This window comes from Pseudoalteromonas sp. SG43-8 (genome assembly GCF_014164245.1).
Lineage (GTDB): Bacteria > Pseudomonadota > Gammaproteobacteria > Enterobacterales > Alteromonadaceae > Pseudoalteromonas > Pseudoalteromonas distincta.
This window is the reverse complement of record NZ_JACJEX010000001.1, coordinates 188,500-202,812: the sequence shown is the minus strand read 5'-3', so window position 1 is coordinate 202,812 and position 14,313 is coordinate 188,500. Positions and strand designations below refer to the sequence as shown.

The window sequence follows — 14,313 nt, the reverse complement described above, 5'->3', positions numbered from 1 at the left end:
AAATCCTTTCTATTTTAAAGCCTGGATACAAGAATCAGTAATTGCTTGCCAATTTTCTTGTTCAACCCATTCTTTTTTCGCTATCCAAGTACCGCCAACGGCGAATACATTATTTAAAGAAAGATAGTCCATTTTGTTACTTTCGCTAACGCCACCTGTAGGACAAAAGCTGACTGCTCTAAATACTGACGACACAGCTGACACAAAAGGAGCGCCACCAGCAAGCGATGCTGGGAATAATTTTTGCTCTTCAAAGCCATATTCAAGCGCCATTAAAATATCACCGGTGTTTGATACACCAGGAAGTACCGGCACATTACATTTAGCAAGTGCTTCAAGTAACGTAGGAGACACCGCTGGGGTTACAATAAAATCAGAACCCGCTTCAAGTGCTTGCTCCAAAATATCAGTATTGATGACTGTTCCCGCACCTACTTTTAGCTCAGGCACCTGTGCTTTAATAGCTTTTAATGCCTCTATTGATGCCTCTGTTCTTAGCACTACTTCAACTAAAGTAAGCCCAGCATTGGCCATAGCTTTCGCTATTTGAACACCTTGCTCTGGAGTATCTGCTTGAATTATAGGTAGCAGTGTTTGTCCTGCCATAAGTTCAGAAAAGCGAGTCATAACGTTGTTCCTTTATAAAAAGTAATGCGGCCGAGGTATGGCGGCCTTTAATGTTTGATTAACCTGAACTCTAGATAATAAATCTATCTCAAGCAGCTATTTTCAGCGCTAACTGCGTTGAATTTACTTGCAATAGGCCCGCTATTGACGCGTAAATTCGCCTTGTTTTCACTGAAAATCTCTAGCTAGAGAAAATAATTTTAAATATCACCATGATTCAATATGTTAGTAAATCTCTTAACCAGAGTTCAGGTTAATTATTTTGTTATACCAATTGCATTAAATTAATGAGTTATTATAGCGACAAGAAAATAGCTCAATAACAAGGCTAAAATTATGATACATAGTTGTTCTATATAAATAATTTTTAACGTAGTTAGTGAGTTATTTAATACGCTAAGGTGATCATGTTTTTAATAAAATTGGTATCACATGCCAGCTTCAGCCATTGCTAGCTGAAATATATCTTTTGGAGCAATAGCACCTGGTTGCTGTATAACAGTCCCTGCCGCTTTTGCAGCAAGTTGTACAGCACTTGAAATTGATTTATCAGATAAACGTGCACCTAAGTAAACACCGTTAAAGGCATCGCCTGCGGATGTCGTATCTACAACATTTGTTACCGGTATTATGGTGTGGCTTTGAAGCGTATCGCCCTCTTTTGTCACTACCGATTCAGGGCCATTTTTAACAACAATTTCTTCAATTTGGTAAGGCTTTAAATATTCAACAACTGCTTCTACGCTATGAACGCCATAAAGTGTTGTTAAATCTTCAACGCCTGGTAGGGTAATATCTGCAAACGTAAAGGCTAAATGATATTGCTCTTTTGTTTCCTCTACACTATTCCACAAACGTGCTCTATAGTTAGGATCAAAAACGATTTTAACCCCAACATCTTTAAGCTGCTTTACAACTTTCCAAAAGTCTTCACGTGCACTTTCTTCAATTATTGCTAATGAAATTCCTGAAAAGAAAAACATATCACCTTGGCTAAGCTGCTCGAGTGCATCAGCATCTAAAAAATCAACAACCTTTTTAGCTGCAGAATCATTGCGCCAATAAATAAAGCTACGCTCACCATGCTCATCAGTTTCTATGTAGTACATACCAGGTACTTTGGTGTCGTGAGCAAATACAAGTTGCGTATTTATTTGTTCACTCTCAAAGCGTTCTAGCATTTTTTTACTTAAATTATCTTGACCTAAAGCCGTAACAACCGAAGTAGTAACCTGCGGGAAGCAACGTTTTAAATACACTGCAGAATTATAAACATCGCCTGCAAATGATTGGTGCAGTGTTGCCGCGCTCATAGCTCTAAGCTCGACCATGCATTCACCGATAAAGTAAATATTTTTCATCTTGGAAGTTACCCTATGTAGTTAACTGCTATGCACATATACAAAATATGTTGGCATAGCAGTTATTATCTAGATTATTGAGGCTTTTTAAGAGGTTCTATTTTTGGAATTAAAATCCAAACAGCTGCCATTGCAATGATGGCTAAAGAAGCACCAATTACAAATGCTGGTGTGTAGTTACCATCAGCAGTAAGAAAAGGTACTAGCGATGTAAGACCTACAGCACCAAGCTTTGCCGCCATACCAGAAAAACCTGATAATGTACCCACTGCTTTTTTACCTAACAAATCACTTGGTAGTGTTTGCACGTTACCAATTGCAGTTTGAAAACCAAATAAGATAACAGCCATAATTAGTACCGCTGTTGTTGGTCCGCCTGGATTTGCCATTGCAAGTAGCGCTGGTAACATAATTAAACAACCCAGCGTAATAGTAAGCTTACGTGTTTTATCTGTATTCCAACCTGCTTTGAGTCGATTTTGAGCCAATAAACCACCAAACCAAGCACCAAACATAGCGCCAACATAAGGTACCCAACCGTATATACCAATAGATTTAACATCCATACCGTATACTTCATTTAGGTAAATAGGGATCCAAAAAACAAATAACCACCAAATTGGGTCAATTGCGGCAGAGGCAATGATTACACCCCAGCTTTGCTTACGAGAAAGTAACTCAGCAGTTGTAGGGTTATATTCCTCTTCGTCTTCACCAGTTACATCACCGTTGTCATCAACACGTCTTTGACCCGTTAAGATATATTCACGTTCTTCGGCAGTCAGCCAAGGATGTGAGCTAGGCGGTGCTTTAACTAAAATTAACCATGGAACTAACCAAAGGAAACCTAATGCACCAACAAAAACAAACACCATTTGCCAGCTAAAGTAGATAGTTAAATAAGCAATTAAAGGAATAGCAATAATGCCGCCAATTGCGGCGCCAGAGTTAAAAATACCCTGTGCTAAAGCACGTTCTTTAGTAGGGAACCATTCTGCATTACCTTTAGCTGCACCAGGCCAGTTACCGGCTTCTGCTACACCTAAGATTGCGCGAAAAATACTAAGACTAAGTACACCTTGTGCAAATGCATGCGCAACGGTTGCAATAGACCAAACACCTATTGATAGTACAAAACCGAAGCGTGTGCCCACCCAGTCAAATATTTTACCAAAGATTGCCTGACCAAATGCATAAGCAAATACAAACACAATAGAAATATTAGCGTATATTTGTTTGCGTTCTAGCGCTGATTCATCAGGAAATAAATCTTCAACAATGTCCGGCCAAAGCACACTAAGTGCTTGGCGGTCGATATAGTTAATAATGGTAGCTAGCGCTATTAGCGCTATAACCCACCAACGTAAGCCTTTAAGTTGCATAATTAATCCTCAAGAAAGTCTTCACGCGCTGGGCTAAAAGTATCAATCAGGATTCCGCCTGTTGGGCAGGTAGCTCCATGATCAGCAAATGGTGGGATTAAGCAGCTATCACCCGGTTTTAAGATTTTAGTTACGCCATCAATGTTAAAGTGAAACTCACCTTCAACAACATACGTTACTTGAGAATGTCTGTGAGCATGGTTATAACCAATAGCCCCTTTCTCAAACCAAATTTTAACAGCCATTAGCTCTTCGTTATAACCTAGCATTTGACGTTTTAGACCATTTCCTAAGTCTTCTATTTCGGTCTCGTTACCAAATGAAAAGTTTGCGCTTTGCTTTTGCATCCTATTTACTCCTGATTATTGTTCATCATATAAACGCCTAATCGGCCATTTAAAGTGAACTCTTTATTTTGATAATTGAATGTGTTTTTAGCTGATGTTTGTGCTTTATTAATTGCCACTAAATATGAGTTGCTTTTAATATCAAGTTCAACAAGTGTTAAATTGCCCTGCTGACTATATTCAAGCTTTGTAACTCGACTAACAGCTTCTAGGGTATATTCTTTACTTGGGTTGTACTCACCATGTGGCTCTAATACAGATATAAACTTATGTTGCTTTTGACCCTCAACACGACGAATAAAACCATTTTCGTTGCGTAAATTAAAGTGAGGGTCATTTGCGCCTATTTGAGTAAACAAGAAAGACTCATCACCTTTAACCAAGCTCGTTTGCGTATAAAAACGACCATTTTCGTTTAGCCACGTTACTTTAGCTAAACCACTTTGAGGTTGCGCTTGAGCTTTAAGCCATAAATGTTGGTAGCCATTTTTAGTACCTAGCGCAGACAGCTGCGTTGCATTCGCTTTTAGCTCAAAGCTGGTATCTATAAGCTGACCTTTATAATGCAAAGGCAAATCAAGCTGATGTGCTTTATTTGCAACAACATCAAATATATCAAGTGCAACTGTGCTTTGTAGTTCAGGTAAGTTAATAAGTGCAAGCGTACGCTCAAGATCAACGCCTTTATAAGCTGTGCTTATTTCGCCGCTTGAAACCGTGCCGTATTCATTCGTTTCGAAAAAGTTAAGTGCAGGGTAATTACTATTTCCTACTTCAACATTTGCATTAAAATGCGTTGTTTCGTCAACCACTACCGTATTGTGCGCAACAGTGTGTTTAGCGTAAGTTTCGTTTTCAGGTAAATAACGACCGCCGTATTTAGCTTCTACATTTAAAAAACGTGCTGCGCCATAATCAGATACAATTTCATTTCCGTGGTCGTAAAACTGCCATGTTAATTTATCAAAATGACCATGGCCCAAACCTTGTGCAGCAGGTTTAAACAGTAGCGCTTGATCGCCACCTACCTGCGTTCTCATTACAACTAGAGCACCTTGTTTACCGTCATTACCATCACCGAAGGCAACGGATTTAAACGAATAAGGTTTTGCCATGTTGTTATCAAGTGCTTGAGCTACTTTTAGCCCATCACCAGAGAGAATTATTTGGTCTTGTTGCTTAGCAATATCTAAATAACCTGCATCGTTGGTTAAGCCATACGCTGCCGTTACCCCATTTACTAACTCAATGGTATCGATGCCTTTACTTTTTATTGCATCGTTAATTGGGAAGAACAAACCGTTGTAGCTAAGTTGAATCGTCGTATCAATCGCTTTTAATAATATGCCATCGCGATATTCAAAGATTTTTCGTTGTGGTTCGTTGTTTTCAATCGCTTTAGCAAACGTTACAAATGGTAATAGTGCAAAGCGTTGATAGTAAGGACCTTCGTTATAGTAACCTTGTGGTGAAAACAGCATCTCTAGCTGCTTAATAAAGCCACCCTTACCCGACTTTTCTAAATCGTATAATGATTTTTCTACCCACTCAGGTTCACCTAATACATACCCTGCCATGCCAACACCCGCTGTTGCCCATGTTCCATGGTTATGTACTTTATTAAATGTAGACGGTTGGCCTACAGATGTGAACAACGAAACAGGACGGAGTAAGTCATTCTCGATTGTTTTAATATTATCGGCATTTAACGAGTCATAAATTAGATCATAAGCTTGTATTGTGTACACAAGCCACATTGCTTCATTTAGGCTTTGCCAAAAGAATTTCCCTGGGTTTTGCGAGTCCATTTTACGTTTTGGATGCAGACCAAGCGTTGGGTATAATTTTGCGTACTCAAGCAACATATCACGTACATAGTTTGCGTATTTATCATCTTGGCTTAATTGATAAATAATGCCCGCGTTGTACATAAGTTGGTAATTCTTCTTATGGCGCTCATGTGTATAACCACCACCGCCATCTTTTGGAACGGGTACAGTGATAGGCTGTGCAATTTGTTCATCTACTTGCGCTTTTAGCGATTCAAACGCAGTAGCAAACTTTGTGCTACCGTTGCTACTAATTGCTTGGCGCATTTGCTTAACATCATCAGTAGTAATCACTAAGTTTGGGTGCGCTGCATGCGCCCCCAGTGATGTAAGTAATGTAATTGCAGCTACAGCAGCTATTTTAAAACGTGTTTGGCATTTTAATAAGTACATAGTATTTACCCTGCCTTATTTAAAATGTTGTTATTTTTTAATACTGCCGTGTGTGGGCCTTTAACTCTTAACTCTTTAACATTTGGTGCTTTAGTTGCATCAAATGTATTGCCTGAGATTTCAGTTTTAGGCTCGCCTACTGTGTGCTCTACAACAATAGGAGCAGATTTAACAAATTTATTATCTTTAATATTAGTAACCTGAACACCGTGAACATAAATGCTCGCTTGCTCTTTGTTACGCTTACCAAGGCCAACGTTATTAAGCGTGTTATTTGTCATTTCAAAATGAGGACCAAATGTGCTTTCATCAGTGCCACCACGGTAAAGCTTAAGTACACCGCCTTCTACATCATTAAATGTATTATTATTGACAATAACGTATTCCGCGTTATAAACACCTAAGTCTTCAATTTCAGTATTTAGACGTAAAATGTCACCTGTTACTGTATTAAAGGTATTACCTGTAACAATAATTTCGTCAGCCATTGCACCTTTACCAGTGATAAAGAAATGGAATGAATGATTAATATCTAAAGCATTTAACTCTGAGTTGATCATTACAAAGCGGTAATTATCAACCATACCCCATTTTTGCGTACGAACAATGCTGTTACCTATTGCATCTGGCGCGTTTTCACCTGAAATTGATAAACCAACTAGTTTTAAGCTGCCGCCATCATGTATTTCAAACAAGGTAGAGCGTTGAAAAGTAAGTTTAGCCTTTGCGCTCTGCTTTGCTTTAATTGTCAACGTTTTATCAATTTTAACCAGTTTAGACACATCATACTGGCCAGGCGCTAGTTCTAGAACATCGCCCGACTCTGCATTATCAATAGCATCTAGTAATGCACTTACATCAGCTTTAACAGAATGTGTCTTACCAGAATCAAAATCAACTAAAGCAGGTACTTTTGCATACCAACTAACACCGGTATCTTCTTTTTTAAGTACTTTTAAATCGCGCTTTGCACCTACATTTAAACTTTTAGATGTTGGGTAAAGTAGACCATTACTTGCTTTTTCAAGCGTGATTTTATCTTTTTTTACACCGTACGTTAGCTCAGAAAGCACTTTTGTATCTGCAATGTTGTTACTTAATACTAACCCACTTACATCGTCGAATGTTGTAAATGGCTGTTCACCATTTTGGTTTATGATTAAGTTGTTTTTCATTACGCTATTTTTTGGGGCTGCGCTACGCTCAGCATCGCTACCTGCAGCAAGTTGAATATGACGCACATTTATAAATGTGTTGTTTTCAATCGTCGCATTTTCTACTTGGTGATAACGATTAATAGATGAATTTGGTACGCCGTTCATCACAGTAAAACCACTGCCAAAACGATAGCCTGTTAGGCCTTGTAGGTAGTTATTTCTTACAATTTGATCTTTATTGATAACGCGGATACCACCTGTGTGATCAACACCATTACCAATGAAGATATTTTCTTCTATAAGATTGCCATTACCATGGCGCAGCGTTAATGTACCGCGCGCTTCATAAAATACGTTATTACGAAGGATGTTTTTACCTGATTTAACCGAAACAATTTCGACTTCACCATTGGTACGTTCAAAGTAATTATTTTCAACCAATGTATGCGAATCAGTTAGTGAGTAATGGCTTGTGCCAATACGCAGGGTTTCACCACCGTTAGAACCAAAAGTAGGACGGTAGCCAAAATAGTTGTTATCTATACGATGATAGTTTTCCTGGCTTGCTTTAGTGTTTAAACGAACAGCAACTGTCACACCTTTATTTCGTTTGCCAACTAAATGACTATGATCAAAGCGGTTATGTTGTCCATATAAGGCAACCCAATAATCAGACTCTCGTTTGTCTGGATTACTGTAATTATCGATTACTGTTTGAGTAACTCGTGAATTGTAGGCTAATTCATTTTTATTTTTACGAAATTCTATTACAGCTGAGCTCGGTGTGTAGCCGTCTTTAAATACTAAACCAGAAGCTTCAAGGTATTTACCTGCAAGTCTTAGGTTAGATTGACCTGATAGAATTACTTTTCCGTTAGTTTCAGCGGTTAATATAATAGGAGAGTTTTTTGTACCTTGGCCTTCAAGTAAAATTTCGAAGTCAGACCAAGTACCATTTTTAAGTACTACTTTGTCGCCAGCAACTAGATTAGCTGCGATATCATTAAAAGCTTGTTTATTTTCTATAAAATAATCTTTGGCCGCTACTTGTGTGGATATGCAACCGATGAGAACTAGACTAAGCTTTATTGTATTAATCAAACGCATAGTTAACTCTTTTTCGTTGTGACTGAAAGTAGTGCTTCATCAGAATTAAAAAAAGCTGACATTGCACAAAGACTTTAGTCAATTGGTGTCATGTGTGTTAAAGCGCTTTAAGTTAAAGCTCAAAGCGCTCAATAAGGTCGAGAAGTATTACTTTTCTAACTTTTTGAAGTAATCAAAAATTTCAGGAACGTTACCTTGACCCATACCAGCGTCAAACGCTGCTTGTAGGTTAGCTGATGAACCTTCAGCGATTTTTGATTCAGTACCTAGGTCTTCTACCATTTGTAGGAAGTAGCCTAAATCTTTGTTTGCATTAGCAATCGAGAAACCAAGGTCGCTAACATTATCAACTGCATAGTTTTTACAAAATTGCATAAACGGTGAGTTAGATGGGCCAGTCGACATAATGTCAAAAAGTTGTTGACGGTCAACACCAGCAAGCTCTGCCACTGCAAATGCTTGTGACATAGCACATACTGTCGTCATGCCCATGAAGTTGTTGATAAGCTTAGTTGTATGACCTGCACCTAGCTCGCCAAGATGGAAAACGTTTTCACCTTGATCTTCCAGTACTGGTTTAACTTTATTGAATGTATCAATATCGCCTGCAGCCATAATGTTTAAAAGACCGTCTTTAGCATGTGCTGGTGTACGACCTAGTGGCGCGTCGATCATGCCTGCGCCTTTAGCTGCTAAATCAGCACCAATTTTTTTAGTAGATGATGGGATAGAAGTACCAAAATCAACTAATACTGCACCTTCTTTAATACCCGCTAGGATACCGTCTTCTGCGTAAACAATTTTTTCTACAACGGCAGACGTTGTAAGACAAAACATAACAATATCTGAACCTTCAGCTAGCTCTTTTGCAGTGCTTGCTGTTTTTGCGCCTCTAGCAACACATGCTGCAACCGCATCTTTGCTAAGGTCCATAACAATTAGCTCATAGCCTTTGTTTTGTAAATTTTCGGCCATGTTGCCGCCCATTAAGCCTAAGCCGATGAAACCGATGACTGGTTTTGACATGAATAACTCCTAAATATGTGGCGCATACTTTTATAAGAACAAGTAAAATTTACTCTATAAATACGCTGTGTCTTTTGTTTCAATTTGTAGAGTAACTTTAAGCCTGAGTTATTTATAAATTAACCTGTGCAAAACGTAACTCTGATTAATTACCAATACATTGTATTCACTCAAACCAAGCAACTTACCAATTGGTATGCAAAAACTGTATTACCATACGACTTTTTTGTCAACCAATAAGTTAACCAAACAAACGCCACATTTTTACAAATTACACAACAATAAATTTAATAACCTATAAAAACAGATGGTTACATAGCAATGGCACAATTAAGCAAAGGTTAACTTTTGTTGAACAATCAGTAACTTTTTTTATACTAATAGGTTGACCAATAATTGAGTACTGGTTATTTAAATATCCAAAATTTAATAAAATGATTAATTAATTGGTAATTTATAAAGGTCGAACTCAAACTGTTTTAAGCTCACTCTCATATTAAGGTTGTGATTTATATGTAATGCCTACATATATGGCTAATACATATAACCCCCCTAAAACGCGCTTAATAATAGCGCTTAGTTAAAAATACCCTTAACTTTGAATAAATAACTAAAGGAACTAAAAATGCGTTTATTACATACTATGCTTCGTGTAGCCGATTTGGATAAATCAATTGCTTTTTATACTGAAATATTAGGTATGAAAGAATTACGCAGAGCTGATAACAGTGAATACAGATACACTCTTGCCTTTGTTGGATATGGCGACGAAGCAGATAACACAGTATTAGAGCTAACTTATAACTGGGACGAGGATAGCTACGACCTAGGTAATGGATATGGTCATATTGCTATTGAATTTGATGATATTTACAAAGCATGTGCAGATATTAAAGCTGCTGGTGGCAATGTAAGCCGTGAACCAGGGCCTGTAAAAGGCGGTACTACTGAAATTGCTTTTGTAAAAGACCCAGATGGCTATGCAATTGAGTTAATTCAGAAAAAAGAAGACATGAGTAAATTTTAAATTACTTAACAACCAATTCAAGTAATAACAATTTGCTTAATGCCAATCTGCTTATATATGGGGTCTATTTAACGTTAAGAAAATTACGCTAGAACTAGGCAAAAATTTTTGTATCTAGTTGTTCTAAATAAAAAATTTTTAACTACGTTATAGTGCAATTTAATTCGTTAGATCGATCAAAGATTTATGCTGGTTGGTATAACTATGGAGGGGTTTAATTTTATATATTGTTCAAATGGTTATGCCGATTGGTATTAAATAAAAGGTGCTTTGCAGCACCTTTTTTTAACGCAACTGACTATCTTTACTACCACGCCTATTAAACGATTTAGCGCTAGCATCATTACCTTCTATTGCAGCTTGGCATGCAACACAGTAGCGAACTCCTGGTAGCGCGAGCCTTCGTGCTTGTGGGATTTTTTCATCGCACTCGTCACATAGCTCAGCACTTGCACCAGATATTAAATTGCTTCTTGCATACTGTACGGCGTCGTTAACACTTGCATCAATTTGATCTTGAATTGCACCGTCTCGTGCCCACCCACTTGCCATAAATCCTCCTAATAAAGTTGGATGTCTAAATTTATTCTACCAAATTGAATCTTTATAAGTACTGAATAATAAAGCTAGGAATGGGGTGTTATTTGAAGGTTTAAACTACAAAATTATATTTTATATCTAAAAAAAGACGCTGTAGTTGTTCCTTGTAATCTACTTTCGAAAAGATCAACACTCTAAAATCAGGCAAAAAAAAGCAGCTAAAAAAGCTGCTTTGTAATTCTAATTATTTAAATGTTAAAGACTGTAGTCAACAACCTTCATACCTAATTTTTCAAGCTCTGGGCGAAGTGTTTTAGCATCACCCACTACTAAATAAATCATATCTTTAGTGTTTAAGTGTTTTTTAGCTAAGGCGTTAACTTCTTCTTTGCTAATATTGCTAACAATCTCATTTCTTTCTTTTACAAAGCTAGGTTTTAAATCGAACTCTAATATTTGTGCTAAAAAGCCAAGTTTTGCATTAGGCGTTTCGTATTTAAGCGCATCTTTTTGATTGATAGCTTTACGCATAAACATAAGCTCTTCATCAGTGACACCGTTTTGAGCATAGTTATTAAGCTCATTAGTAAACTCTGTAATAGATGCTGCAGTAGAGTCGGCTCTCACCGCTGCAGAAGCTGTAAAGCCGCCTGATGTTTTATCACCCCAAAAACGAGAGCGAGCACCGTAAGTGTAGCCTTTATCTTCTCGTAAATTTAGATTGATACGGCTGTTAAACGTGCCACCAAATGCAAAGTTCATTAAGTTGGCTTTAAAAAACTCACCAGTAATGTCTTCAACCATATCGCGTTTACCAATACGAATTTCTGATTGAGGGGCACCTGGTTTATCTACAAGATAAATGACATTAGTTTCTACTTTAGGTTCACTGAAATCAACCGCTACTGGGCTCGATTTACCTTGCCAGTTTGCAAGTGTAGCTTTAACCTTTGGCTCAATTTTTGACTCTTTTAAATCAGAAACAATAATGACTTGCGCGCCCTGTGGTTTAAAGTTTGCGTTATAAAAAGCTTTAACGTCATCTAATGTAATAGCCTCAATACTATTAAGCGTTCCAGTACTTGGAAGTGCAGCTATATTGTCGCCATATAGTAATTTGCTGTATGTATTAGATGCTAAATACCCTGCATCCTTCATTGAATGTTGAATATTTTGAATGATTTGCTTTTTATTACGCTCAAAGTCATCGGCATTAAATGCTGGTTTAAATAATTTCTCTTCAACAAGCTTTAGCGTTGCATCTACATTTTTGGTTAAGCTAGAAACATACACATTTGTATGTGTTTTATCTGAGTAGATACTTACCTGGCTACCCAGTTTTTCAAGCGCGTTACTCATTTGCTCTGTAGTGTAGTTTTGCGTTGACTCGCTCATTAACGATGCAGTCATTGACGATAAACCCACTTTACTAGCTTGCTCATTATACAAGCCACCCGGAACTTTAATGAAAATAGCGGTGGTTGGCGTTTCTGTACTTTGCGTACCTAATATTTTAATACCGTTTTCGGTCTTAGTTTGCCAAAGAGAAGGAACATCAACAGCAGGATTTGCGCCGGCTACAGGGTGAACACTTCGATCAAATGTATCAACAGCTCTTCGTGCCACTAAATCATCAGCTGAAGTTGTAGATGGACCTCCAAAATCATGCGCTTTAGGCGTAAAGTTGTCTGGGGCAGCTATAAGTTGAGTTTGACCTTCTGGCACAACACTCATAATAACGGCAGATTTACCTTTGATATATTGATTAAAAACACGCATAACATCAGCTTTTGTAACTTTGTTATAACGTGAAATCTCATCTTTAGCTGAGTTTGGGTTACCTGTAAACGTTTCAGATGCGGCTAGTTGAGAGACTTTTCCTGATACGCTTTGCAGACCAAAAATTGCACCCGACTCTATTTTAGCTTTTACTTTATCTAAATCATCTTGTGTAACGCCACGCTCTTCAAATTCAACAAATGAATCACGAATGATTTTTTCCATATCAGCTAACGTTTTCCCTGCTGTAGGATTTGGTAAAGCATAAAGACTAATTGAACACGCTAACTCTTGGCATGGATGATTTGCACTTGCTTGAACAGCAAGTTGAGTTTTAACTAGGTTTTTGTATAGTAGTGAATTATTACCTCCACCTAATATTTCAGCAAGTATATCAAGAGGTGCTTCATCTTCAGAGCGAGCGTAAGTCGTTGGGAAACTCATACTTAATAAAGGTAAGTGAACCTTATCTTCCATTGAAATATATCTATCGGCATTTAGTGTTACCGCTGTTTTTTCAACTTTAGGTATTTCAGGACCTTTTGGGATTGGTGCAAAGTATTTAGTAACTAATGGCAGTATTTCATTAGCGCTGATGTCACCACCAATGGTAAGCGTTGCATTATTTGGTCCGTACCATTTTAAAAAGAATGCTTTTAAATCATTTACATTTACGCGATTTAAATCGTCCATAAAACCAATTACAGGCCATGAATATGGATGGCCGTCTGGATACATCGCTTGAGCAACACGTTCACCTAAACGACCATAAGGGCGATTATCAACACGTTGGCCGCGCTCGTTTTTTACTGTTTCGCGTTGTACTTCAAATTTTTCTTGGGTTACAGCATCGAGTAAAAAGCCCATTCGATCAGCTTCTAGCCACAACATTTTTTCTAATTGATTTACTGGTACTGTTTCAAAATAGTTTGTTCTATCTGAGTTAGTTGTACCATTTAAAGTACCGCCTGCTTCAGATATTATTTTAAAATGTTCCTCATCAGCAACATTTTCTGAACCTTGAAACATCATATGCTCAAAAAAGTGAGCAAAGCCTGACTTACCCAACTCTTCGCGAGCAGAACCAACGTGGTATGTTACATCAACGTGTACTAAGGGATCTGAATGATCCTCATGCACAATTACAGTTAAACCGTTATCTAGTTTATATTTTTTATACGGTATGTTGATTTCACCTGCATTAGATTTCACTGATTCAATAAGTGTAACGCCAGGAATTGATGTTTCTGTAACAATATTTTTATCAACAGCTTGAGTTGAGCTATTACATGCAGCCAACCCTGATGCAAGTAAAACAGCAAGTGCAATTTTTGTGAGTTTCATTTTTTAGTCCATATTTAAATTAACTCAATGAGTTTAAAGACTAATTAAAAGTACAACAAGGAATATGGAGCGATTATGGGTTTGGTTTTGTAACAAAGTGTAAATAGATTGATATAAAAATGAAGTATAAAATGAGGGTATTAATTTGTGGTTTTATTCTAATAACACTGCACTTTCCTATCTAAGTAGTAAATGACATATCTAAGAGATTGGTACTCTTGATAACGTCGTGCATAGAGAGTGCGGTGTCACACTGCTTTACACAATACTTAAAATAAGTAAGTGGCGTCCCCAAGGGGATTCGAACCCCTGTTACCGCCGTGAAAGGGCGGTGTCCTAGGCCTCTAGACGATGGGGACACATAAATGTGTCACTAGGACAACTGAATTTTTAG

Annotated in this window: 10 protein-coding genes and 1 tRNA gene; 1 reads left to right on the top strand and 10 read right to left on the bottom strand. The window is 37.6% G+C overall.

The window, feature by feature from the left end; translation table 11 throughout:
- Positions 1-9 precede the first annotated feature (9 nt).
- The 7 genes from eda to H5122_RS00970 form a co-directional block, all read right to left on the bottom strand.
- Positions 10-627 carry a bifunctional 4-hydroxy-2-oxoglutarate aldolase/2-dehydro-3-deoxy-phosphogluconate aldolase gene (gene eda / locus H5122_RS01000; protein ID WP_058154918.1) on the bottom strand — a complete coding sequence of 206 codons (618 nt, stop codon included), beginning with the start codon at positions 625-627 and terminating at the stop codon, positions 10-12.
- 428 nt (positions 628-1,055) lie between these two features.
- Positions 1,056-1,988: a sugar kinase gene (locus H5122_RS00995; protein WP_182682102.1), complete on the bottom strand. Its 933-nt coding sequence runs from the start codon at positions 1,986-1,988 to the stop codon at positions 1,056-1,058.
- Between the two features lie 74 nt (positions 1,989-2,062).
- Positions 2,063-3,370 carry an MFS transporter gene (locus H5122_RS00990; protein ID WP_002962964.1) on the bottom strand — a complete coding sequence of 436 codons (1,308 nt, stop codon included), beginning with the start codon at positions 3,368-3,370 and terminating at the stop codon, positions 2,063-2,065.
- Positions 3,371-3,372: 2 nt separating this feature from the next.
- Positions 3,373-3,717, bottom strand: a complete 345-nt coding sequence (locus H5122_RS00985) for a cupin domain-containing protein (protein WP_002962963.1) — start codon at positions 3,715-3,717, stop codon at positions 3,373-3,375.
- A gap of 5 nt (positions 3,718-3,722) precedes the next feature.
- Positions 3,723-5,939: a heparinase II/III family protein gene (locus H5122_RS00980; protein WP_182682101.1), complete on the bottom strand. Its 2,217-nt coding sequence runs from the start codon at positions 5,937-5,939 to the stop codon at positions 3,723-3,725.
- Positions 5,940-5,944: 5 nt separating this feature from the next.
- Complete coding sequence (locus H5122_RS00975; protein WP_182682100.1) at positions 5,945-8,203, bottom strand: polysaccharide lyase 6 family protein; 2,259 nt, start codon at positions 8,201-8,203, stop codon at positions 5,945-5,947.
- A 147-nt stretch (positions 8,204-8,350) separates the two neighbouring features.
- Positions 8,351-9,229 (bottom strand): NAD(P)-dependent oxidoreductase, encoded by an 879-nt coding sequence (locus tag H5122_RS00970; protein ID WP_002962960.1) that lies wholly within the window; start codon positions 9,227-9,229, stop codon positions 8,351-8,353.
- Positions 9,230-9,854: 625 nt separating this feature from the next.
- Here H5122_RS00970 and gloA point away from each other — a divergent pair.
- On the top strand, positions 9,855-10,256 hold the full coding sequence (gene gloA, locus H5122_RS00965) for a lactoylglutathione lyase (RefSeq protein WP_024594782.1): 402 nt from the start codon (positions 9,855-9,857) through the stop codon (positions 10,254-10,256).
- Between the two features lie 285 nt (positions 10,257-10,541).
- Here the strand turns inward: gloA and H5122_RS00960 are convergent, their stop codons facing one another.
- The 3 genes from H5122_RS00960 to H5122_RS00950 form a co-directional block, all read right to left on the bottom strand.
- Entirely contained in the window at positions 10,542-10,808 is a 267-nt protein-coding gene (locus tag H5122_RS00960; RefSeq protein WP_024591534.1) for a DksA/TraR family C4-type zinc finger protein, read from the bottom strand.
- Positions 10,809-11,051: 243 nt separating this feature from the next.
- Positions 11,052-13,919, bottom strand: coding sequence for a pitrilysin family protein (locus H5122_RS00955; RefSeq protein WP_182673843.1), 2,868 nt, complete (start codon positions 13,917-13,919; stop codon positions 11,052-11,054).
- Between the two features lie 283 nt (positions 13,920-14,202).
- Positions 14,203-14,278, bottom strand: a tRNA-Glu gene (locus H5122_RS00950).
- Positions 14,279-14,313: the final 35 nt, after the last annotated feature.